The sequence below is a fragment of the Brasilonema octagenarum UFV-OR1 genome (assembly GCF_963888615.1).
Taxonomy (GTDB): domain Bacteria; phylum Cyanobacteriota; class Cyanobacteriia; order Cyanobacteriales; family Nostocaceae; genus Brasilonema; species Brasilonema sennae.
In genome coordinates, this window is sequence record NZ_CAWPKW010000109.1 from 58,475 (window position 1) to 78,143 (window position 19,669).

Consider the following 19,669-nt stretch of genomic DNA (forward strand, 5'->3'; position numbering starts at 1 on the left):
AAGGCACAACTCTTGGCAGCGCTGTCTCACTGATAACTGATAACTGTTAGTAGAGCTTATCTGTTACTGGGATTTACCGGGATTTGAGATGGTTGAGATGGGATTGGATTAACCTCAAAAGTTGGTCTAAAATCCGTAGGTTGCCGATTTGACGGAATAAAAGAAGGCAAAAAGCCGCTAACTTTGTCGCTGGCGTCGATACAACTCTCCATTGCTTGAGTCGGGGTAAAATCTACTTCAGCACGCAAACCGACTACACATTGAGCAAAACGTACAGGTAACAAGCTACGACCACAATAATTTAAAACTTCCAGACCAACGGCTTCACGAGTGTAGCGGCTGATACCAACAACACAACTCCCTAGCTCTTCAGGACGCCGTGCTTGCCGACAACTTGCTAGGGCTTCAGATGCTGCAATTTGTGTTTGTCGTCCAATTCCGGTCACACAGGCAGACAAGTCCCCAGGACGTACCGCTTCAGCACAAGCTTGTGACGCTGTTTGTGCTGCAACACCCACACTCAAAAGTCGTCCAGCACATAAACGAAAATCATTTGTGTATGTAGTTGTGACAGCCAACCCTGATGAAGTCATTGCAAACCATCCAGCCACAGCAAACATTGGTGTGGCTAGCCCTGCAGTGACTCTAAAAATAACTGCTTTTAAGGCGTCTGCGCTTGCTTCAAGATGCTGTGCAGTATGTCCGGATCTGTGCCCAAGCGTGTGGGTATCTTTACTTTTTCTCTTGCCTAACATTATTTTTCCTTCTCCAAACACCCAAAGGTATGCTACCTCATGATAAAAGCCCACTTTGATGCTTGCAATACAGAGCAGCGAAGATGAGGGAGTGAGGGAGTGAGAAACTGGGGGGAGTGAGGAAGTTAAAGACCATTTCTGAGCTTTCCTGTTTGGGTCCTCATCATTCAATGCCTGATATCACAATCTTATTTAGGACTGCTATATAATTGTATGTCTGGGTAAAGTTAAGCAAGATAAAATTTAGGAAGCTCATGTCCCGATACAGAGGACCACGCCTTAGGGTTGTACGTCGCTTAGGCGACTTACCAGGATTAACTCGTAAAAGCGCTAGACGCGCCTATCCGCCAGGGCAACATGGTCAGAACCGCAAAAAACGTTCTGAATACGCCATCCGGTTGGAAGAAAAGCAAAAACTCCGTTTTAACTACGGTGTGACGGAAAAGCAATTGCTGCGTTATATACGCAAAGCGAGACGCGTTACCGGTTCTACTGGACAAGTGCTGCTACAATTGCTAGAAATGCGCTTGGATAATACTGTTTTCCGCATGGGTATGGCTCCCACTATTCCGGCGGCTCGCCAACTGGTGAATCACGGTCATGTCACAGTTAACGGTCGCGTTGTCAATATTGCCAGTTACCAATGCCGTGCCGGAGAGGAAATTGCCGTCAGAAACCGGGAAGCATCACGGAAGTTGGTGGAAGCTAACTTGCAATACCCTGGTTTGGCAAACTTACCCAACCATCTGGAGTTTGACAAAAACAAGATGCTTGGTAAAGTCAACAGCGTTATTGAACGCGAGTGGGTGGCGCTACAAATTAACGAACTGCTTGTGGTGGAATACTACTCACGTCAAGCGTAAAAAAGACAAAAGGCAAAAGGCGAAAGAAAAAGAAAAGATTTCTTTCTTTTTACTTTTGCCTTTCGGAAGGTTATCCACCAATTTGTGACATGGTGCGAGTATAAACACCAGTCGCTGTACCTGAATAACGTTGCTTAAAGTTAATATCTGGCTTAATTGCCAATAAGTTCCTAACCTGCTCCCGCAATTCGATAGTGCTGATACCTGCACGCAGAGCAGTTTTTAAGTCAATTTGATCAGTTTCATTTAATAAACAGGGACGCAGCCAGCCATCGGCGGAAAGACGCATCCGGTTGCAGCGATCGCAAAAACACTCCGACATCTGACTGATAAATCCCAGTGTCCCTTTCGCTCCCGGAATCTGAAACACATCAGCAGGTCCATTACCACGAACTTGGGATTCTGTCAATCCCCAACGTTGGCGGATGCGTTGGCGTAACTCTTCTGAAGATATCCAACTGCGATCGCCAAACAACTGCGAATTACCAATTGGCATAAACTCAATAAATCGCACGTGCCATTGTTTATCAATCGTCAACGCCGCAAGATCCAGAACTTCGTGGTCGTTGACACCAGGAATGACCACCACATTTAGCTTCAACGGGTCAAATCCTAGGCGATAAGCCGCATGAATCCCCTGCCAAACTTGTTCCCAGCGTGGACGACCGCGATTACCAATAATTTGGTCAAAGGTATCGGGATCAAGGGAATCTAAGCTAATATTGACGCGTCGCAAACCAGCATCATACAGGTTTTGCGCCATTGGAGCGAGTAAAAAGCCGTTTGTTGTCATCGAGAGGTCTTGAGTTTGGGGCAGAGATGCTATTGCTCTCACCAATTCCACCACACGGGGACGCAGTAAAGGTTCTCCCCCAGTCAAACGAAACCGGGTAAATCCAACGGGGATAAACACTTCTTCAATCAGGGTTAGCAGTTCCTTATCAGTCAACAACTGCTGCTTGAGGATGTAGTCAAGTTCTGCTCCCTCTGGCATACAGTATTGACAGCGGAAGTTACAGCGGTCAATTAAACTTATGCGGAGGTAATCTACCTGGTTCATGGTTTTATAGAATTATTTTATCGTCTATTTACACGAGATGATGTTTTTGTCAAGCTGTATAGGCTTGCTTTACGAATTTTATTTATATTCTTTTAAGGTAGCGTGTACTAAATATATTTGCGAAATGGCAATCCTAAATCATTAATTGGATAGAGGAGATTTTCGCTCGAACTTTGTGCTGATGTTGTATATACAAAATTGGTATATTCATTGTGTGGATATTTGGAAGAGATTGAGTGATACAACCGCAATCAAGTGAATCGGCAAACCGAAACCGCGATGTAACCATCAACATCCCGGCGTACCAAGCACAACGTGATTTAATTGACCGTGCAGCAGAAGCGTTTGTCTAATTTGTATCCACAAATAATGTGATCACAGTTAACATCTAGATCAATAATTCTATTTTCCTAAATGCGCTGGTTCAACCAAGACAGAAAATGAAACAAACAAAACAACTCACCGCAATCATTGAGCGCGAAGGAGACGGCTATGTATCTCTGTGTCCTGAACTTGATATTGCAAGCCAAGGTAGGACAATTGAGGAAGCACGGGATAATCTGGTTGAGGCGTTAGAACTCTTCTTTGAAACAGCAGCCCCCTCTGAAATCCAAGAACGACTGCATACAGAAGTTTTTGTGACACGCCTAGAGGTAAGCCTTGGGTAAGCTGCGTATTCTTTCTGGTGGGGAAGTTTGCAAAATTCTAGAGCAGCATGGCTTTGTACAGGTACGTCAGCGTGGTAGTCATATTATTATGCAACTGCAAACAGAAGACTCAACAATAACTGTTCCTGTCCCTGATCACGATGAGCTACGTACTGGCACTTTACGGTCTATTATTCGCCAGTCAGGACTTGCTCGCACCCTTTTTGAAGTGGACTAACTAATGCCAATGTGGCGTTTGCGTAGCGCCTGCTTTGCAGCATCGCCCCTAGATGCTTTGCACCATCGCACTACTGCATTAACAGCCAAAAGAAGTGCCATCGCTCCCCACCATCGCACTCCTTTCAACTTTATCTCCTGATTCTTCCTCTCTAATTTCCTCGCAAAGCTGGTTGTATGCGAGATATCTCAACTGCGCGGTTTAATTTAAGTCCGTTAACTTTGTTCCAGCCAGAATGCAAAGCGAGAACATAATAATTACCGCCAATATTGCCGATAATTGCGCCGCCAGAAGCCCCGCCTTTAGTATCGCAGTTGTGGTACAGTAAGTTATCTTTTTGCCGGAGAATGCTGCATCCCAAGTGAACGCCAGCAGTCATGCTTTCTCCAGCTGTAAATTCTTGATATTCCTTTTGCTTGGAGTTAGGAAAATCAGCAGAATAACCAACCAGAGCAAATTTTTGAATATCCCCTACAAGGTCGAAAGATGGTAAAGATTTCAAAGGGATAACACCGTATTTTTTCCCAAGAGGTCTGTCAAGTTTGATAATAGCCCAGTCATCTACATAATCTGCCATTGTCCCGCTTTTGAAGTATGTTCCAGGCGTAACAGTGGTTGCGTAAGCGATATCATTTTTATCGCGTACTTGACCGTTAATTAAATTTGGTAGAAAGGCCATCCCCCGACTAAGTTTACCAGTTTCAGGATTAACTACGCAGTGAGAATTAGTCAACACCAAATTATCAGCTATCAGCGTACCCGTGCAACTGTAGCCTTGACCGTCAGCATCTATCCCTTCGATTTTACCAGTTGAGTATGCCGTGGGTTGCAAAAAGTAGGTAGCGGTATTGGCTAAGTTGTGGGTTAGTTGCCCAGGTATAGTTCGCATCGAAATCAAATGCATTTAATGTGTCTGACTGGGGCACTAGTTTCATAATTTCCTCAGCCTCTTTCCGCGTTCCTTCGAGTCGCGGAATATTGCCCATGTCTATGTCTCTAGTTGCCCGCGTTAAGGCAGACTTGTCTAGATCAAGTGCGGAAGATGTATTCTGGGATGCCCCACGCTGGTTATTGTTTTTGAGAGAACGGTTTTGGGTAACTCTTGTAAAACGTTTATCTTTGTTGCTAAACACTGGATCAGCAAGAATGGCTAGGGACTTTGGTGCTTTTTGCCGTCCTTTTAGTTCTTGCCGGAGAATGTCAATGGTTGTAGCGGAAGGTAAACTAACTATTTCGTGGTTGAGTAGCAATGGTTGGTAATTTTCTGCGCTAACAGATGATTTTGGCACTGTCAGCACAGTGAAAGGAATGTATTGCAATGCACCATCAGCAACAATTAGCAAGCGTTTTTGACCCAAATCTTTTGCAACAGGAGCAAGAATGAGTTGACTAAGTTGATCGGCGGCTTTTGCTGTTTGTTCTGGGGAAACTTTATTCATCCCAGGGTCTCGTAAGAGTTTGCGTAACTCCTCTACTTTTTGCTCTATTTCTTTGCGTCCTGGGAGTTTGTAGCTTTGCATAGAATTTGGAGTCACCGCCCAAAGGTAGCTGCGTTCTTCACCGAGAGAATATTGCAATAGCAGCGTGTCCTTATCTAGCTGTTGCTGAATTTGTGGCAAAGTCAGGGGGTTGGGATACTTTAAATTTGCGTATTTTGGGCTAGTGGTGCGGATTTTTACTTGCAGTTCCTGGTATTGGTTGAGGAGATTTTCAATTTCTGTTTTCAGGGCTGCGGCTTGGCGTTCGTTTGCTTCGGTATTAGACAATGATAATAACCGTTTCTGTCGCGCTTCCAAACGAAACTGTAAGCGGCGTTCTTCTGCTAACAGCTGCGAGTTAGCACCTTTGCGGATATTAGCATTAGCTTCAGTTAAAAGTTCGATCAAACCACGAGCGCGGGAGCGTTCGCTGATGTGCAGTGCAAGAGCATCATATCCTTTTGATGGATTCTTTTTGTGCAACTGCATCAACAGGTCAATGTAGAATTTGTAATAACCTTGCACTGAGGCAAAGTAGGAAGTTCGCAAGTCTTGGTTGACAACTTTCGTGCGTAAATCTTCGATAATTTCAATAGCAGCTGAGATTTGTTTGAGGGATTGTTCTAAGTTGCCTCGGTTACGTTCTAGGGAAGCTATGTTACTAAGAGTAGTAGCTTCTGCACCCCTGTCGCCCACCGCACGAAGCAGTGGAAGTGCTTGGTTGTAGAATTCAAGTGCTTTTTGTTTTTCTCCTAAAGCGGAGTAAACTAGCCCGATATTGTTGAGTGTTCTAGCTTCTGCACCCCTGTCGCCCACCGCACGAAACAGTGGAAGTGCTTGATTGTAGAATTCAAGTGCTTTTTGTTTTTCTCCTAAAGTGTCGTAAACTAGCCCGATATTGTTGAGTGTTCTAGCTTCTCCACGCCTGTCGCCCACCGCACGAAACAGTGGAAGTGCTTGATTGTAAAATTCAAGTGCTTTTTGTTTTTCTCCTAAAGCGGAGTAAACTCCCCCGATATTATTGAGTGTTGTAGCTTCTCCACCCCTGTCGCCCACCGCACGAAACAGTGGAAGTGCTTGGTTGTAAAATTCAAGTGCTTTTTGTTTTTCTCCTAAAGTGTCGTAAACTCGCCCGATACTAAGAGAAGTAAGAGCTTGTTTTGCTTCATCCCCCACTTTCTGCCACAGTTGCAAAGCTACTTCCCATTTTTTAATCGCCTGTCTTAATGACTCTGCGCTACCTTCTTTGAAAAATGCAAGCCCTTCATCAAAAGCTTTTTGTGCTGCAGCACGAGTTGCATCTTGCGAATTTGTTACTGGCTGTTGTGCTATCTGCAAATTTGTGCTTCTAAATGTCGCCTCCACTGAGTCAGATAACAAAACCACACCCATCAACACAGCTAAACTATAACGAGAAAAATTGGAAAATGAGCAGCAAAAAATACATCGAAGCTTTTCACTTATGTTCATCTTAAAGCCTTAATAATTTATCAATAGCAGTGATGTGAATGCAAACGCAAATCCTGATATTTGTTGTTTCTTTAATTGTTTGAGAGATTCTCCGGCGAATGTAATGTTGATTGTACGACGCTCATTAACGCAAGCTAATATTGGTTTCTGTTTTCGTAACAAAATTATCAATAACCTTCAGAACATCAAGCTAATTGCAGTTTTGATGTAGCGAAAGCAGAACCCAACAAGTTGATTGATTTTCGCTTGGGTAAAGAAATGAAATGGGGAAAATAAAATAGGGATAAAAAATATAATCATTGGGAGGCAGCAGCCCACAGAAGTGCATTCCCATGCTGAGCATGGGAACGAGAGAAAACCGCCCCACCCCTTGGTAAGGGGTTGAAACCTTGGCAAGATCTTCTTCTGCAACTTAACCCAGACAGCAACTAAAATTGACATATCCCTATTCTGGTTGCTAAAGTGTCTGACTCTCTGCCGTTGCGCGAAAAGTATCTCGCCTTAATCGACGAAATTGTCCAAACCACGCTCAAGGGCAAGATTAGCTCTCAAGAGCAGGTTTATCAAATGTTGCTCAAAGGTGTGACTGCTGATACGGGGGAAGTTTTTGAACTGGTTTTGAGCGATCGCCTCAATTCCACTCAGCAACAAGTAGACACGGAAAAAGACGAACTCAAGCAAGCCAAAGCAACCCGGAGTCTGCGGGCAATCAAAACCATTCAAAGTCAATGGCAACGCGCTCAACAGCAAAATAAAACTACAGAAGCCATTGTCTCAGCATTTAGAGAAGTGACGACAGCCGAAGTCGGAAGTCGTCTGGCTGCATTCTTAGGTGCTATCGACTTCAACCGCAAGAATCCACTGAATTTGCAACAAATCCAGCAAGTGTCAAAATCCTTACAACAATTTGCCCAAGCTGATTCGGATTTCCAGGAAATATCAGATGGTATAAACCGTGGCATTATTGGTTGGCAGCGACTGCAAGACCACTTAGTCAGTTGGATGTACGATCAAAGCCGGGAATCACTAGGATTTGGTGGTGTACCTGGAGAACGTGGTCCTTGGGCAACTTGGGCAAAGCAAGTGAATGGCGAGTTTCCTAAAGCACTGTTTCGCTACTTAGCTTTGGAGAAGTCTGCAATTGAATTTGCACAACAGCATACCAGTGTCAGCCTGCGTGATTGGGTGGAGATGGCAGTCATTTTGCAGTACTTGCAACGGGGCTTAATCAACTGGTTTGACCAACAGCCTTACAATGTTAAAGCAGGCTCTAAGTTGTCGATTTCGACTTTCTTGACGTTTGCAGTGATTTGGAGTCAACTAGCAAGTGGCTTTGGTAGTGCTGCATCAATATACAGCGCTGGTTGTTCTCAAGTGATGGTGCAAATTCTGCGAACCTTTGCACAGCGTTCATACTTTCCCTTGTACGGCGGAATTTTTGCTTCTTTTTCTGGGAAGTACTTACGAGATGCGCTGAATTATTTGGATGAACCGTTGCGTCAAGTGGAAGGAACTCAAGAAAAAGCACGAATTTTGACACTTTTAGGCTCTTCTCAACGAGCATTCGGGCAATATAAGCGTTCTGTGCAATTTCATCAACAAGCTTTGGAGATAGCACGCAGTGCAGGCGATCGCGTTTGTGAAATTGCCAATCTCAACCACCTCAGCCGTACCCACGTTGCCCAAAAAATGTATCCTGAAGCAATTGACTTTAGCCAACGCGCCTTAATACTGAGTCGGCAAACAGGCGATCGCACAGGCGAAGCAAATGCCTTGGTAAACTTGGGATACAGCGAAGTTATGCAAGCCCAGCAACTGGAACAACTAGAACCAGAAGTTTATGAGACAGCAATTAACTACTTGCAACAAGGTTTAACACTCTCGGAACGGCTGGGCGATGTTCAAAGTAAAGCTTTGTGTTTCAGTAGTTTGGGTGTAGCCTATGTCATCATCGAGCAACCTCAAACAGCAATTAAATATTTAGAAGACGGCTTTCAAGCAGCACAAATTTCTGGTGATTTGTATCTTCAAGGTTTGAACTTATCTAATTTAGGCGAAGCTTATTATTATTTACCAGACCAAGAAAAAGCAATTTATGCTGGTTGTTTGGGAATGTATTTATTAAACCAAATCGCTTCAAATGAATGGCAAAAATCTGCGGGTTGGCTCATAATTTTACAAGGACAAATAGGGGAAGAATCTTTCAGAAATTTATTGCAGAAAAATCGTTCTAAAATAATTGCTGTCATTGGTGTAGATGGGTATGATTACATTCCACAACTGTTGGAGGAATATAGGAATCCGAAGAACTGATTTGTCAAAAATTAAAGGTGTAATACCCTTTCACAAAAATCCTGATACATTTGACATCCCCTACATCCCCTACTCCCCCCACCACCCCCCCCCCCCCCACCCCCCCACATCCCCTACTCCCCCTACTTCCCCTACTTCCCCTACTCCCCCTACTCCCCCTACTCCCCTTTTTTTACTACTTCACCAGCATATTCGCACACAAAATCCCAGACGCTGCTACTGCAGGTACACCAATTCCTGGCGTAGTGCTATCACCGACGCGATATAATCCCTGTATTGGTGTGTGTGATCCCGGAAACATGCCCTGTCCCGCTTGAATAGCCGGACCATAAGTTCCCTGATACCTTCGTAGATAATAAGCATGGGTTAAGGGTGTGCCAATAAGTTCCAACACAACACGCTCTCTGATATCTGGAATAATTTGCTCTAAGGCACGATATAAAGTTTGCGCTTTCTGTTGCTTCTTGTGTTCATATTCGTCGTTCCGTTCCCATCCCGCATATGGTTCTAGGGTGTAAGCGTGAACCACATGATGTCCCTCTGGGGCAAGTGTTGCATCCCACACACTAGGAATTGAGATCATGCAAGTATTTCCCGGTACTGTGATATCCTTGTCACTGTCGTGAACGACGACATGATGTCCTGTTAAGTTTTCCAAACCATCTGCACGAATACCTAAATGTAAATGCATAAAGCTATCAACTGGTGGTGTATTCAATGCAGCTTTGCTAAAAGACGAGGGCAAATCCTCAGGACGTAACAGTTTGGTGTAAGTGTCCCAAATACTGGCATTGGAAATCACAATGGGTGCTTTGAGGATTTCACCTTTTGTCAACTGGACACCAAGAACTTTGCGATTCTCAACTAAGATTTGCTCTACATGATGTCCCAAAAGCAACTGACTACCCCAACGTTCCAAGCCCCGCACCAAAGCCTTGACAATAGCCGCACTCCCACCCACAGGATACTCAACCCCAGCACGGGAGCGTTCACCTAACACAAAAGCTACTTCTGGAGCAATCGTGCCATGTGCTTTTAAACCAGATAGTAAAAAGCATTCTAGGTCGATAAGTCGCCGTATCCACGGGTCTTGTACTGTTGCATCCATCACAGAACCGACAGATGCTTGAACAAGAGGCAAATGAGGTACCATCTTTAACAAAGAGGGTAAGTAACGTCCGATTAATATGGGAATCACCTGCCAATCTGCTCGTAAAGCTAGGGTAGGAATACCTTTCATCGCGTCGTACAATGGTAACAAGCGTTCCTCAAAGCGCTTGAGTTCCTTCGCTCCTTGGGGCGTAATTTTCGTTAATTCTTCACGGTAACGCGACTGATTGCTATAAACAGGTAAACTCGCTTCAGGAAAATGGTAGAGTCCAAGGGGGTCGTAAGGTACAGATTCTAAAGATTCGCCCAAAACGTCAAGAACTTGTTTGACGGGATTCAAACTTCCGGCACTTGTCAGACCACAATAGAATGAGGGACCGGAATCAAATTCAAATCCCCGTCGTCTGAAGGTATGAGCAGCACCCCCAGGGATTGTATGGCTTTCACAGACAATTACTCGCTTACCGTAACGCGCAAGTAATGCAGCAGCTGTTAACCCGCCAATACCACTACCGATAACAATGACATCACTATCCTGCATTTTTGTTATTTGTCCGCTGCTTTGCGAAGTCCAGGGTCAAGAGTTCAAAATTTAGAGTAACTTATTTTAACTAATGACTAATGACGAATGACTGAACCTTTGATTGAACTAAAAGGCGTTTCTAAATCCTTTGGTAACAATAAGGTTTTAGATAACGTGGATTTGACGATTTACCGTGGCGAAGCACTAGGAATTATCGGTCCTAGTGGTACTGGTAAATCAACAATTTTACGGGTAATTGCTGGGTTAATTGCTCTTGATTCTGGAGACGTTTTTATTAAAGGAGTGCACCGAGAAGGATTGATTGAGGATGGAACAGATCCAGTTGGTATTGGTATGGTGTTTCAGCAAGCGGCGTTGTTCGATTCTTTAACGGTGGAGGAGAATGTGGGTTTTTCACTTTATCAATACTCAAAACTGCGGCGTTCTCGGATTCGAGAACTTGTTCATGAGAAATTGGAGATGGTGGGGTTATCAGAAATAGGCGATCGCTACCCAGCCGAACTATCTGGAGGTATGCGAAAACGAGTCAGCTTTGCTCGTGCTATTATGTCTAACCCCGATAATCCCAAATCAGCTCCAGAAGTTTTACTGTACGATGAACCAACAGCCGGACTTGATCCCATTGCTTCTACTGTGATAGAAGATTTGATTCGGCAGTTGCAATGTATACAGGGAAGCTGTAATACCTACGCTATTGTCACTCATCAACAAAGCACTATTCGTCGCACAGCTGACAAGGTGGTGTTTCTCTACGAAGGTAAAGTGCAATGGGAAGGTAGTGTCAGTGAAATAGATACTACAGACGATCCTTTGATTCGACAATTTATTAGTGGAAATGTTTCTGGACCAATTCACATTGCTGGTTAGAGTAATTTTGGATTTGGGATTTTAGATAGAAGAAAAACCTACAACCTCAAATCTACAATCTAAAATCCATAGCTGAGGAAAAAGAAAATGCGAGGTTTATTAACAAGCCGCTTCGCCTCTGCGCGAACTTTTCGAGAAGGTTCTGTTGGGTTGTTGCTTTTGTTGGGACTGGGAGTGTTTGGGTTAATCATATTATGGCTAACTAAATTTAGTCTTGATCGTAATTCATACAAAGCTATTGTGGAATTTGCGAATGCAGGCGGTATTCAAAAAGGAGCACCAGTCCGGTACAGGGGTGTAAAAGTAGGCACCATTTCTGCCATTCGACCAGGAGCAAATAACGTTGAGGTGGAAATTGAAATTACCAAACCCAAGCTGATTATGCCTAGCAATGTCTCAGTTGAAGCTAATCAGTCTGGATTGATTGGCGAAAACATTCTTGACATCACACCCAAAACGGAGCTCCCTCCTGGATCTGTAGTAGGCAAACCCTTAGATAAAAATTGTAACCCTCAAATTATTGTCTGTAATAATTCTCGCTTAAAAGGTCAGATTGGAATCAGTACAGATGAACTTATTCGTTCAAGCACTCAGTTAGCAACTGTATACAGTGACCAGAAATTCTACAGTAATGTGAATAGAGCTGTAGAAAATACTGCAGTTGCTGCTGCAAATATTGCTGAGTTAAGTCGTAACTTCACTGTTTTAAGCAAAAACCTTCAACAACAACTAAACTCCTTTTCAGCCACGACTAATACAGTTCAAAAAGCAACAACTCAACTGAGTGCATCCAGTACTAAAACTCTGAGTCAATTCGGTAATACTGCAGACCAATTTAGTTCCACCGCCAAAGAACTTCGTTTAACAAACACTCAAGTTAGTAAGCTGATTAATAATCTTGATAATCTAGTTACTAGCAACCGCTCTTCACTTGTTGCAGCCTTAAACAATATCACCGAAACTAGCAATCAATTACGTAAAACAGTTAGCAGTCTTTCACCTGCTGTTAATCGTGTAACTCAAGGAGAATTAATCAAAAATTTAGAAACTTTGTCTGCAAATGCTGCACAAGCTTCTGCTAATTTGCGCCAAATCTCCAACAGCCTCAACAACCCTAATAACGTGGTGGTTCTGCAACAAACTTTAGATTCTGCACGGGTGACATTTGAAAACACCCAAAAGATTACATCTGATTTAGATGAGTTGACAGGAGATCCAGCTTTTCGGAAAAATTTACGACAACTTGTTAATGGTTTAAGTAGCTTGGTCTCCTCCACACAGCAGATACAAGAGCACACACAAATTGCTAGTACTCTAGACTCAGTCAAAGCTGTTGTTAACAATTCTAATGTGGCAATTTCCGTACCCAAGACAAACCAAGAGCAGACGTCATTTAGTATCCCATTGACAGTTACCAAAAGTGCTGAGAAAACGTTTCAACCTAGCACTATTACTGTGACGAATTCCACCCCAAGCACTCGTCAACAGCAGATGATGTTCGATCTCTCACCTGGTGCAGCCAAAAGTGCTGAGAAAACCTTTCAGCCTACTACTATTACTGTGACGAATTCCACCCCAAGCACTCGTCAACAGCAGATGATGTTTGATCTCTCACCTGGTGCGACTAAAAGTGCCAAGAAAACGTTTGAGCCTACTACTATTACTGTGACGAATTCCACACCAAGCACTCGTCAACAATCAGTTGATACTAAGAGTGCTAGTAAGCAGCCTCAACCTACTAGTGTTGAGGTGACTCCCTCTTTAGCTCAAGAAAACCTGTTGAGGAAATTGAGGGAACATCGTCAGCAGGAGAAGTTGGGAGAGTAGAGGACAAACCTAGGAAAATCCCAGAACTTGGAGGTTTTTCCAATTCTTGCCAGTACTAATTCCAATCTTCTTCTTCTTTTTTCCCGCGACTTTTGTAAATACCCCCACGACTGTGTAAGGCGCGTGTTTTCTCAAAAAGTTCCTCTTCGCTTAGATTCCACTGCACCAGAATCTTATCCAAATCGCTTTGAATATCTCTTGCACCAGGAAAACTGGAATAGCGAATTCGCAATCTAGCTAATTCTGCTAAATTATAATCAGTTGCCTCACCAACCAATAAATTCTCAATGATGGGGCGATCGCGATTGTACAACGGGTGCTGTTGGTCTTTATTAGCTTTACTCATCACAGATTCTAGGTTCTCTACGGGGAGTTGTAAGTGAAGCGCTCTTTGTTGTAATATAAACTACTACTCACCATTAACTCCTGACTACTAATTATTATCCGTCTGTTCGCTTGTATTCGCGCTCCTGACGGGTAACACGCCTAAACTCTTACGGCTCTCACTACTGTCACTCGACTTTAAATAAAGATACATTATCTATAAGAAAGTACACAAAAATTCAGGTGAGGGTGAATCTTAGATAGTGATGAGTGCGAATTGTGTGCTGAGTGACGAGAACCGAGTGCTAAATAAAATGTATCAAACTAGCACCCGCCATTCACATTCCTCAGAACTACCGTCAAGCTTCATTCTCTATACTACTGAAATCACCTTTAGCCCAAGCAGCAAGGGAGCACAAACCCAATATGTTTGAACACTTCACATCCGAAGCCATTAAAGTTATTATGCTAGCCCAGGAAGAGGCGCGCCGCCTGGGACACAATTTCGTAGGGACGGAGCAAATTCTCCTCGGGCTGATTGGAGAAGGATCAGGGGTTGCTGCCAAAGTGCTGACCGACTTGGGCGTTACCCTCAAAGATGCACGTCGCGAAGTCGAAAGAATTATAGGTCGGGGTTCTGGTTTTGTACCCCCGGAAATTCCTTTTACTCCCAAGGTGAAAAGTTTATTTGAGCAAGGCTTTAAGGAAGCTCGCAGCCTGGGAAATAATTATATAGGTACTGAACACTTACTCTTGGGATTGACTGAAGCTGGTGAGGGTGTCGCCGCTAAAGTCCTGCAAAATTTGGGGCTTGATTTGTCGCAAATCCGTACTGCAGTGATTCGTCAGTTGGGTGAGGCGACATCTGTTTCCGGTTCCCGTGGCGGCGGTTCAAAACGTACCCAAAATTTAACTTTAGAGGAATTTGGTAGAAATCTTACCAAACAAGCGCAAGAAGGCAATCTCGACCCTGTTGTCGGTCGTGAGAAGGAAATTGAGCGTGCTGTCCAGATTTTGGGACGGCGCACTAAGAATAATCCTGTGCTGATTGGGGAACCAGGTGTTGGTAAAACAGCGATCGCCGAAGGTCTTGCCCAACGCATTGTAAACCAAGATGTTCCCGACATTCTACAAGACAAACAAGTCATCAGCCTCGACATGGGGTCACTAGTGGCTGGTACTCGCTTCCGTGGCGATTTTGAAGAACGCCTCAAGAAAATCATGGATGAAATCCGCACAGCAGGTAATATCATCCTGGTGATAGATGAAGTTCACACTTTGGTTGGTGCAGGTGGCACAGAAGGTGGTATGGATGCAGCTAACATCCTGAAACCCGCATTGGCACGAGGTGAACTCCAGTGTATTGGCGCAACCACTCTTGATGAGTACCGTCAACACATTGAGCGCGATGCAGCCCTAGAGCGTCGTTTCCAACCGATTATGATCGGTGAACCATCGGTTGAAGAAACCATCCAGATATTATACGGGTTGCGCTCTGCTTACGAGCAGCACCACAAAGTTCAAATCTCTGATGCGGCTGTTGTTGCTGCAGCTAACTTGTCAGATCGCTACATTAGCGATCGCTTCTTACCTGATAAAGCCATTGACTTGATTGATGAAGCAGGTTCTCGTGTTCACCTACGGAACTCTATCAAGTCCGAAGATCGCGAACTCAAGCGCGAATTGGCGCTAGTGACTAAGCAAAAACAGGAAGCTGTTAAAACTCAGGACTTTGATAAAGCTGGTAAACTGCGCGATCAAGAGTTGGAACTCGAAACAAAATTGCGCATTGCACAAGATGCTCAATCTGTCAATAGCCCAATTGTTGATGAGGAAGATATTGCTCAGATTGTCGCTTCTTGGACTGGTGTCCCAGTCAACAAGTTGACTGAATCGGAATCAGAGATGCTGCTGCACTTAGAAGACACTCTTCACCAGCGTCTCATCGGTCAAGAGCAAGCAGTGACTGCAGTTTCTAAATCCATCCGTCGCGCTAGAGTTGGGTTAAAGAATCCTAACCGACCGATTGCAAGCTTTATCTTCTCTGGTCCCACAGGAGTTGGTAAGACAGAACTAGCCAAAGCATTGGCTTCTTACTTCTTTGGTGCTGAAGATGCGATGATTCGTGTGGATATGTCCGAATTCATGGAACGCCACACGGTTTCTAAGCTGATTGGTTCACCTCCTGGTTTCGTTGGATACGACGAAGGTGGACAACTGACTGAAGCAGTACGTCGCAAACCCTATACGGTAGTGCTTTTCGACGAAATCGAAAAAGCGCATCCCGATGTGTTCAATATGCTGCTGCAAATCTTGGATGACGGTCGTCTTACTGATGCGAAAGGTCGGACTGTGGACTTCAAGAACACACTCATTATCATGACCTCTAACATCGGTTCTAAGGTGATTGAAAAAGGTGGCGGTGGTTTGGGCTTCCAGTTTGGCGAAGATGAAGCTGAGGCGACTTACAACCGGATAAAAATGCTGGTGAACGAAGAACTCAAATCATACTTCCGTCCAGAATTCCTCAACCGTCTTGATGAGATTATTGTCTTCACTCAACTTAAGAAAGATGAAATCAAGCAAATTGCTGATATCATGTTGCGCGAAATCGCAAGCCGCTTGACTGAGAAGGGAATAAGTTTGGAAGTGAGCGATCGCTTCAAAGACCGTGTACTACAAGAAGGCTACAACCCCAGCTACGGCGCAAGACCGTTACGTCGGGCGATTATGCGCCTCTTGGAAGATTCTCTGGCTGAAGCCATGCTTTCAGGTGAGATTACAGAAGGTGACACAGCTATTGTGGATGTGGACGATGACGGTCAAGTCAAAGTCAACAAGTCTGAGAAGCGAGAGCTGTTACTGGCAAATCTTGGCTAAGATTCGGTAAAATATCGCTTTTTGGAGTCACATTCTGATAGATGCGCTTTTGAATTGACTCTGTATACACATCTGGTGTAGGGTGGGCATGGGTTATGCTCACCCTATTCTTGTCAAGATGACTTTTTTGCCAAAGAAGATGTTCAGGCATCAGAAGCTCAAGATTAGATTGCCAAATGTACGAACCGTTGCGCTTGTTTATTCAGGAAATTTCTCCTAACTTCAAAATTGACTGGATACTGGTTGAACCTCTTTTAGAGTCAAGAAAGCTTAATAAGGGAGAGTTCCTGTTTCGAGAGGGTGATATTTGTGAGTTTGTTGGTTTGACGCTAAAAGGCTGTCTAAGAATGTTTTTTCTAAAAGACGGCAAAGAACTGACGTTGTTTTTTCATCCTGAAAATCATACCTTAGGTGACTACGAAAGTTTCCGGCTGCAACGTCCCGCTTGTTTTTCCTGTCAGGCGATTGAAGATTCACAAGTGTTAATTGTGAATCAACAGGTTATTCAAGCCTTAGAGTCAGCGCCGGATGGTCAGAAGTTATTGCGGCTGATAGTAGAATATTTAGCTTTTCGGTTGCGTGATCGCCTAATGTCTTTGTACCGGGATACTCCTGAACAGCGTTATCTTCACCTACTCAAGACTGAGCCACATCTATTAGAGCGCATTCCGCAACACTATCTTGCGTCGCATCTTGGTATTGAACCGGAATCGCTAAGCCGTTTGAAGCGGAGAGTTTATCACAGGGGTATTTCTTAACCCAAGTCAATGCAGGGGGTGATATGCGCCTTGTAGTATGAGACTGCCGCAACAGAGATACATTATGGAAATTAACTCCAAAGCACCAGCTATTTCTCGACATGAAATTATGATTAACGCCTCAAGCGAGACGATATGGCAGACCCTTACTGACATCAATCATTGGAATGTTTGGTATCCGAATATTTCAGAGTCCAAACTAGAAGGACTGCTTGAGCCTGGTTCTGTATTTCGTTGGAAATCAGGTGGGACTGCTATTCTATCAACACTACAAGAAGTTGAACCATCACGTCGAATTAGCTGGACAGGTAAGGCAATAGGCACGCAAGCCATTCACATATGGATACTTGAACCGCATGAAAAAGGTGTGCTCGTCAGAACTGAGGAATCATTTGAAGGTTGGTTGGTACGTCTGTTAAGAGGCATGATGCAACAGATGCTTGATACGTCGCTTCAAACATGGTTACAACATCTCAAACAGAAGGTTGAACAGGCAGCCTAACAACTGTGTTGCTGCGGGTCGTAATTTGCCAGTACATGAAATTGCAGAGGGTGATCCCAATCGGGGATTTTGATCAGCACTTCATCGTGATACTCATAGTCCAAAATCTTCAGTAGGTATTTGACCAACAAATTCATGAGGCTCTGGATTTTGCAAAGTATTTTGGTCAGCTTCTGCCTATAGTTCCAGCTCTTCTTTCATGGTTAGTAGTAGGGTGCGTTATGCCTCTGGCTAACGCACCATTAGAAGGCTTTGGTGCGTTATGCTATGCAATAACACACCCTACAAATACTACAGATACTACCGTTATTATGGATTTGACTGCCCAATTGAAATTATTTCGTCAAGATGCGTACGACGACTTGTGCAAGCCTGCTGCAACATTTGAACTAATATTCTAAGTTGTAAACTGGGAGCCAACAAGCATTGTACCGATACCAACATCAGTGAAGATTTCCAGTAGCAGTGCGTGTGGAATGCGACCATCAATGATATGAGCTGCACGGACTCCTTGGGCCAGCGATCGCACACAACAATTAACTTTAGGAATCATCCCACCACTAACAACACCTGTTGTAATCAACTCGCGTGCTTCTTGAATGTCTACTCTTTGAATCAGGGTAGAAGGATCTTTATAATCTTTGAGAATTCCCCTGGTATCCGTCAGCAAAATCAACTTTTCCGCCCCTATTGCTGCTGCTATCTCTCCTGCAACAGTATCTGCATTAATATTGTAAGGTTGTCCTGTCTCGTCTGCTGCAACGCTAGACACGACAGGAATATAGCCATTATTAACTAGTGTTTCCAAGATTTTGGTATCGACAGAGCAAACTTCTCCCACAAAACCGATACCTTCTTCACCTTGAGGTCTAGCCCTGATTAAGTTACCATCTTTGCCGCACATTCCCACTGCTGAACCACCAGCTTTGCTAATCAAGGTAACTATTTCTTTATTAACTCGACCAACTAACACCATTTCCACAACATCCATTGTAGGAGCATCAGTCACTCGCAAACCATTTTTAAATTGGGCTTCGATTCCCAGTTTACCCAGCCAACTATTAATTTCTGGTCCACCGCCATGCACCACAATTGGTCGTAAACCAACACAAGATAGGAATACGATGTCACGGATGACTTTATCTTTAAGATTACTATCTTTCATTGCCGCGCCACCGTATTTGACGACAATGGTTCGACCACTAAATTGTTGAATGTAGGGTAGTGCTTCGCTTAGCACTTCTACCCGGCTGGCGGCATCCTGCTTGATCATGTACTCAGTTTCGCTGACCATCATGGGAAGCTATTGTATAGATATTGCGGTTTTAGTTTCGCTCAAGAAAATCCTAATATTATAGTTAAAGTATTATCTACCTACAAAATTAAAATTTTCATATTTACTAAAAATTGTTAACTTTTATGATTATTCAGTAGACAAAACTCCAGGTTTAAGAACGCTAGGAATTTGCTCTATAATTTTTGTGGCAATTTCTTCTGGGGTTTCTCCTTCGTTTACGGTAATTCGCAAATCTGCTTGTCGGTAAAGATGTTGTCTTTGTTCCAGGAGAAATTGCAGCTTTGCCTTGCGGTCAACATTTTGCAGCAGTGGTCTTGTTGTATCTTCTGCTAATCGAGCGCAAAGTATTTCCACTGATGCATCCAGCCAGACAATTAAACCATGGTGTAGGTAACTCCAGTTTTGTTGCTGTACAACAATACCTCCACCTGTTGCGATGACAAGCTTGGTGAAAGCACAAACTTGTGAGAGTACCTGACTTTCCAATTGGCGAAACGCTGGTTCTCCAAGTTCCGCAAATAATTCAGTTATCGATTTTCCACCGCCAGCCTTCTCTACACAAGTGTCAATATCAACAAATCCGTAGCCCAAATGCTGCCCTAATAAGCGTCCTACAGTCGTTTTGCCAACGCCCATCATGCCAATTAGGTACAGATTAACGCCTTTTAACAAGTCAATAGTCATGTTTGTTTGTAGTTGCGCTTCAGCATTAAGACGAACTACTTCTGACTCTACT

18 protein-coding genes and 1 pseudogene are annotated in these 19,669 nt (G+C 43.8%); 10 read left to right on the top strand and 9 right to left on the bottom strand.

Translation table 11 applies throughout. The features are described from left to right. Nucleotides 1–56: 56 nt before the first annotated feature. Nucleotides 57–755, bottom strand: coding sequence for a hypothetical protein (locus tag AC5590_RS08515; protein WP_169263631.1), 699 nt, complete (start codon nucleotides 753–755; stop codon nucleotides 57–59). A gap of 254 nt (nucleotides 756–1,009) precedes the next feature. Between AC5590_RS08515 and rpsD the strand changes: the two genes are divergently transcribed. Then, nucleotides 1,010–1,618 (top strand): 30S ribosomal protein S4, encoded by a 609-nt coding sequence (rpsD, locus tag AC5590_RS08520; RefSeq protein WP_169263632.1) that lies wholly within the window; start codon nucleotides 1,010–1,012, stop codon nucleotides 1,616–1,618. A 70-nt stretch (nucleotides 1,619–1,688) separates the two neighbouring features. Here rpsD and moaA read toward each other — a convergent pair whose 3' ends face one another. Continuing rightward, the gene (moaA, locus tag AC5590_RS08525) at nucleotides 1,689–2,678 is read right to left on the bottom strand and encodes a GTP 3',8-cyclase MoaA (RefSeq protein ID WP_169263633.1); all 990 of its coding nucleotides are present in this window, start codon (nucleotides 2,676–2,678) and stop codon (nucleotides 1,689–1,691) included. Between the two features lie 440 nt (nucleotides 2,679–3,118). On the opposite strand from moaA, the gene AC5590_RS08530 reads away from it, so the two are divergent. Together AC5590_RS08530 and AC5590_RS08535 are read left to right on the top strand one after the other, a co-directional pair. Continuing rightward, complete coding sequence (locus AC5590_RS08530) at nucleotides 3,119–3,346, top strand: type II toxin-antitoxin system HicB family antitoxin (protein WP_169263634.1); 228 nt, start codon at nucleotides 3,119–3,121, stop codon at nucleotides 3,344–3,346. Further along, on the top strand, nucleotides 3,339–3,563 hold the full coding sequence (locus AC5590_RS08535) for a type II toxin-antitoxin system HicA family toxin (protein WP_169263635.1): 225 nt from the start codon (nucleotides 3,339–3,341) through the stop codon (nucleotides 3,561–3,563). The genes AC5590_RS08530 and AC5590_RS08535 overlap by 8 nt, the downstream gene beginning before the upstream one ends. Here the strand turns inward: AC5590_RS08535 and AC5590_RS08540 are convergent. Genes AC5590_RS08540 through AC5590_RS08550 form a run of 3 tightly spaced genes read right to left on the bottom strand, consistent with a single transcriptional unit; the run spans nucleotide 3,560 to nucleotide 6,511 of the window. Continuing rightward, nucleotides 3,560–3,691, bottom strand: a complete 132-nt coding sequence (locus AC5590_RS08540; protein WP_256379341.1) for a hypothetical protein — start codon at nucleotides 3,689–3,691, stop codon at nucleotides 3,560–3,562. The genes AC5590_RS08535 and AC5590_RS08540 overlap by 4 nt on opposite strands. A 23-nt stretch (nucleotides 3,692–3,714) precedes the next feature. Continuing rightward, entirely contained in the window at nucleotides 3,715–4,452 is a 738-nt protein-coding gene (locus AC5590_RS08545) for a trypsin-like serine peptidase (protein ID WP_169263637.1), read from the bottom strand. Beyond that, nucleotides 4,367–6,511, bottom strand: coding sequence for a CHAT domain-containing protein (locus AC5590_RS08550; RefSeq protein ID WP_169263638.1), 2,145 nt, complete (start codon nucleotides 6,509–6,511; stop codon nucleotides 4,367–4,369). The genes AC5590_RS08545 and AC5590_RS08550 overlap by 86 nt, the downstream gene beginning before the upstream one ends. A gap of 462 nt (nucleotides 6,512–6,973) precedes the next feature. On the opposite strand from AC5590_RS08550, the gene AC5590_RS08555 reads away from it, so the two are divergent. Next, on the top strand, nucleotides 6,974–8,824 hold the full coding sequence (locus AC5590_RS08555) for a tetratricopeptide repeat protein (RefSeq protein WP_169263639.1): 1,851 nt from the start codon (nucleotides 6,974–6,976) through the stop codon (nucleotides 8,822–8,824). A 175-nt stretch (nucleotides 8,825–8,999) separates the two neighbouring features. On the opposite strand, the pseudogene AC5590_RS08560 reads toward AC5590_RS08555, so the two are convergent. Next, nucleotides 9,000–10,487: pseudogene (locus AC5590_RS08560) on the bottom strand (phytoene desaturase family protein); the annotation flags it as partial. 75 nt (nucleotides 10,488–10,562) lie between these two features. Between AC5590_RS08560 and AC5590_RS08565 the strand changes: the two are divergent. Beyond that, the gene (locus AC5590_RS08565) at nucleotides 10,563–11,345 is read left to right on the top strand and encodes an ABC transporter ATP-binding protein (protein WP_169263641.1); all 783 of its coding nucleotides are present in this window, start codon (nucleotides 10,563–10,565) and stop codon (nucleotides 11,343–11,345) included. Between the two features lie 87 nt (nucleotides 11,346–11,432). Beyond that, nucleotides 11,433–13,172, top strand: a complete 1,740-nt coding sequence (locus tag AC5590_RS08570) for an MlaD family protein (protein ID WP_169263642.1) — start codon at nucleotides 11,433–11,435, stop codon at nucleotides 13,170–13,172. A 55-nt stretch (nucleotides 13,173–13,227) separates the two neighbouring features. Here AC5590_RS08570 and AC5590_RS08575 read toward each other — a convergent pair whose 3' ends face one another. Beyond that, nucleotides 13,228–13,518 (bottom strand): DUF3288 family protein, encoded by a 291-nt coding sequence (locus tag AC5590_RS08575; protein ID WP_169263643.1) that lies wholly within the window; start codon nucleotides 13,516–13,518, stop codon nucleotides 13,228–13,230. A gap of 404 nt (nucleotides 13,519–13,922) precedes the next feature. Between AC5590_RS08575 and AC5590_RS08580 the strand changes: the two genes are divergently transcribed. From AC5590_RS08580 to AC5590_RS08595, 4 genes are all read left to right on the top strand, one after another. After that, nucleotides 13,923–16,376 (top strand): ATP-dependent Clp protease ATP-binding subunit, encoded by a 2,454-nt coding sequence (locus AC5590_RS08580; RefSeq protein WP_169263644.1) that lies wholly within the window; start codon nucleotides 13,923–13,925, stop codon nucleotides 16,374–16,376. A gap of 176 nt (nucleotides 16,377–16,552) precedes the next feature. Beyond that, a complete protein-coding gene (locus tag AC5590_RS08585; RefSeq protein WP_169263645.1) occupies nucleotides 16,553–17,134 on the top strand; it encodes a Crp/Fnr family transcriptional regulator in 582 nt (193 codons plus the stop codon). 64 nt (nucleotides 17,135–17,198) lie between these two features. Then, on the top strand, nucleotides 17,199–17,636 hold the full coding sequence (locus tag AC5590_RS08590) for an SRPBCC family protein (protein ID WP_169263646.1): 438 nt from the start codon (nucleotides 17,199–17,201) through the stop codon (nucleotides 17,634–17,636). 221 nt (nucleotides 17,637–17,857) lie between these two features. Continuing rightward, nucleotides 17,858–18,037, top strand: coding sequence for a hypothetical protein (locus tag AC5590_RS08595; RefSeq protein ID WP_169263647.1), 180 nt, complete (start codon nucleotides 17,858–17,860; stop codon nucleotides 18,035–18,037). On the opposite strand, the gene argB is transcribed toward AC5590_RS08595, so the two are convergent. Continuing rightward, the gene (argB, locus tag AC5590_RS08600) at nucleotides 18,034–18,930 is read right to left on the bottom strand and encodes an acetylglutamate kinase (RefSeq protein ID WP_169263661.1); all 897 of its coding nucleotides are present in this window, start codon (nucleotides 18,928–18,930) and stop codon (nucleotides 18,034–18,036) included. The genes AC5590_RS08595 and argB overlap by 4 nt on opposite strands. A 129-nt stretch (nucleotides 18,931–19,059) precedes the next feature. Then, nucleotides 19,060–19,617: a shikimate kinase gene (locus AC5590_RS08605; protein ID WP_169263662.1), complete on the bottom strand. Its 558-nt coding sequence runs from the start codon at nucleotides 19,615–19,617 to the stop codon at nucleotides 19,060–19,062. Nucleotides 19,618–19,669 lie beyond the last annotated feature (52 nt).

What these genes read in the sequence shown, in the direction of transcription:
- AC5590_RS08585 (WP_169263645.1), top strand. Translation starts at nt 16,553, where the DNA reads ATGTACGAACCGTTGCGCTTGTTTATTCAGGAAATTTCTCCTAACTTC.
- AC5590_RS08570 (WP_169263642.1), top strand. Translation starts at nt 11,433, where the DNA reads ATGCGAGGTTTATTAACAAGCCGCTTCGCCTCTGCGCGAACTTTTCGA.
- argB (WP_169263661.1), bottom strand. Translation starts at nt 18,930, where the DNA reads ATGGTCAGCGAAACTGAGTACATGATCAAGCAGGATGCCGCCAGCCGG.
- AC5590_RS08550 (WP_169263638.1), bottom strand. Translation starts at nt 6,511, where the DNA reads ATGAACATAAGTGAAAAGCTTCGATGTATTTTTTGCTGCTCATTTTCC.
- AC5590_RS08595 (WP_169263647.1), top strand. Translation starts at nt 17,858, where the DNA reads ATGCCTCTGGCTAACGCACCATTAGAAGGCTTTGGTGCGTTATGCTAT.
- AC5590_RS08515 (WP_169263631.1), bottom strand. Translation starts at nt 755, where the DNA reads ATGTTAGGCAAGAGAAAAAGTAAAGATACCCACACGCTTGGGCACAGA.
- AC5590_RS08605 (WP_169263662.1), bottom strand. Translation starts at nt 19,617, where the DNA reads ATGACTATTGACTTGTTAAAAGGCGTTAATCTGTACCTAATTGGCATG.
- AC5590_RS08565 (WP_169263641.1), top strand. Translation starts at nt 10,563, where the DNA reads ATGACTGAACCTTTGATTGAACTAAAAGGCGTTTCTAAATCCTTTGGT.
- moaA (WP_169263633.1), bottom strand. Translation starts at nt 2,678, where the DNA reads ATGAACCAGGTAGATTACCTCCGCATAAGTTTAATTGACCGCTGTAAC.
- rpsD (WP_169263632.1), top strand. Translation starts at nt 1,010, where the DNA reads ATGTCCCGATACAGAGGACCACGCCTTAGGGTTGTACGTCGCTTAGGC.
- AC5590_RS08545 (WP_169263637.1), bottom strand. Translation starts at nt 4,452, where the DNA reads ATGCGAACTATACCTGGGCAACTAACCCACAACTTAGCCAATACCGCT.
- AC5590_RS08580 (WP_169263644.1), top strand. Translation starts at nt 13,923, where the DNA reads ATGTTTGAACACTTCACATCCGAAGCCATTAAAGTTATTATGCTAGCC.
- AC5590_RS08590 (WP_169263646.1), top strand. Translation starts at nt 17,199, where the DNA reads ATGGAAATTAACTCCAAAGCACCAGCTATTTCTCGACATGAAATTATG.
- AC5590_RS08530 (WP_169263634.1), top strand. Translation starts at nt 3,119, where the DNA reads ATGAAACAAACAAAACAACTCACCGCAATCATTGAGCGCGAAGGAGAC.
- AC5590_RS08575 (WP_169263643.1), bottom strand. Translation starts at nt 13,518, where the DNA reads ATGAGTAAAGCTAATAAAGACCAACAGCACCCGTTGTACAATCGCGAT.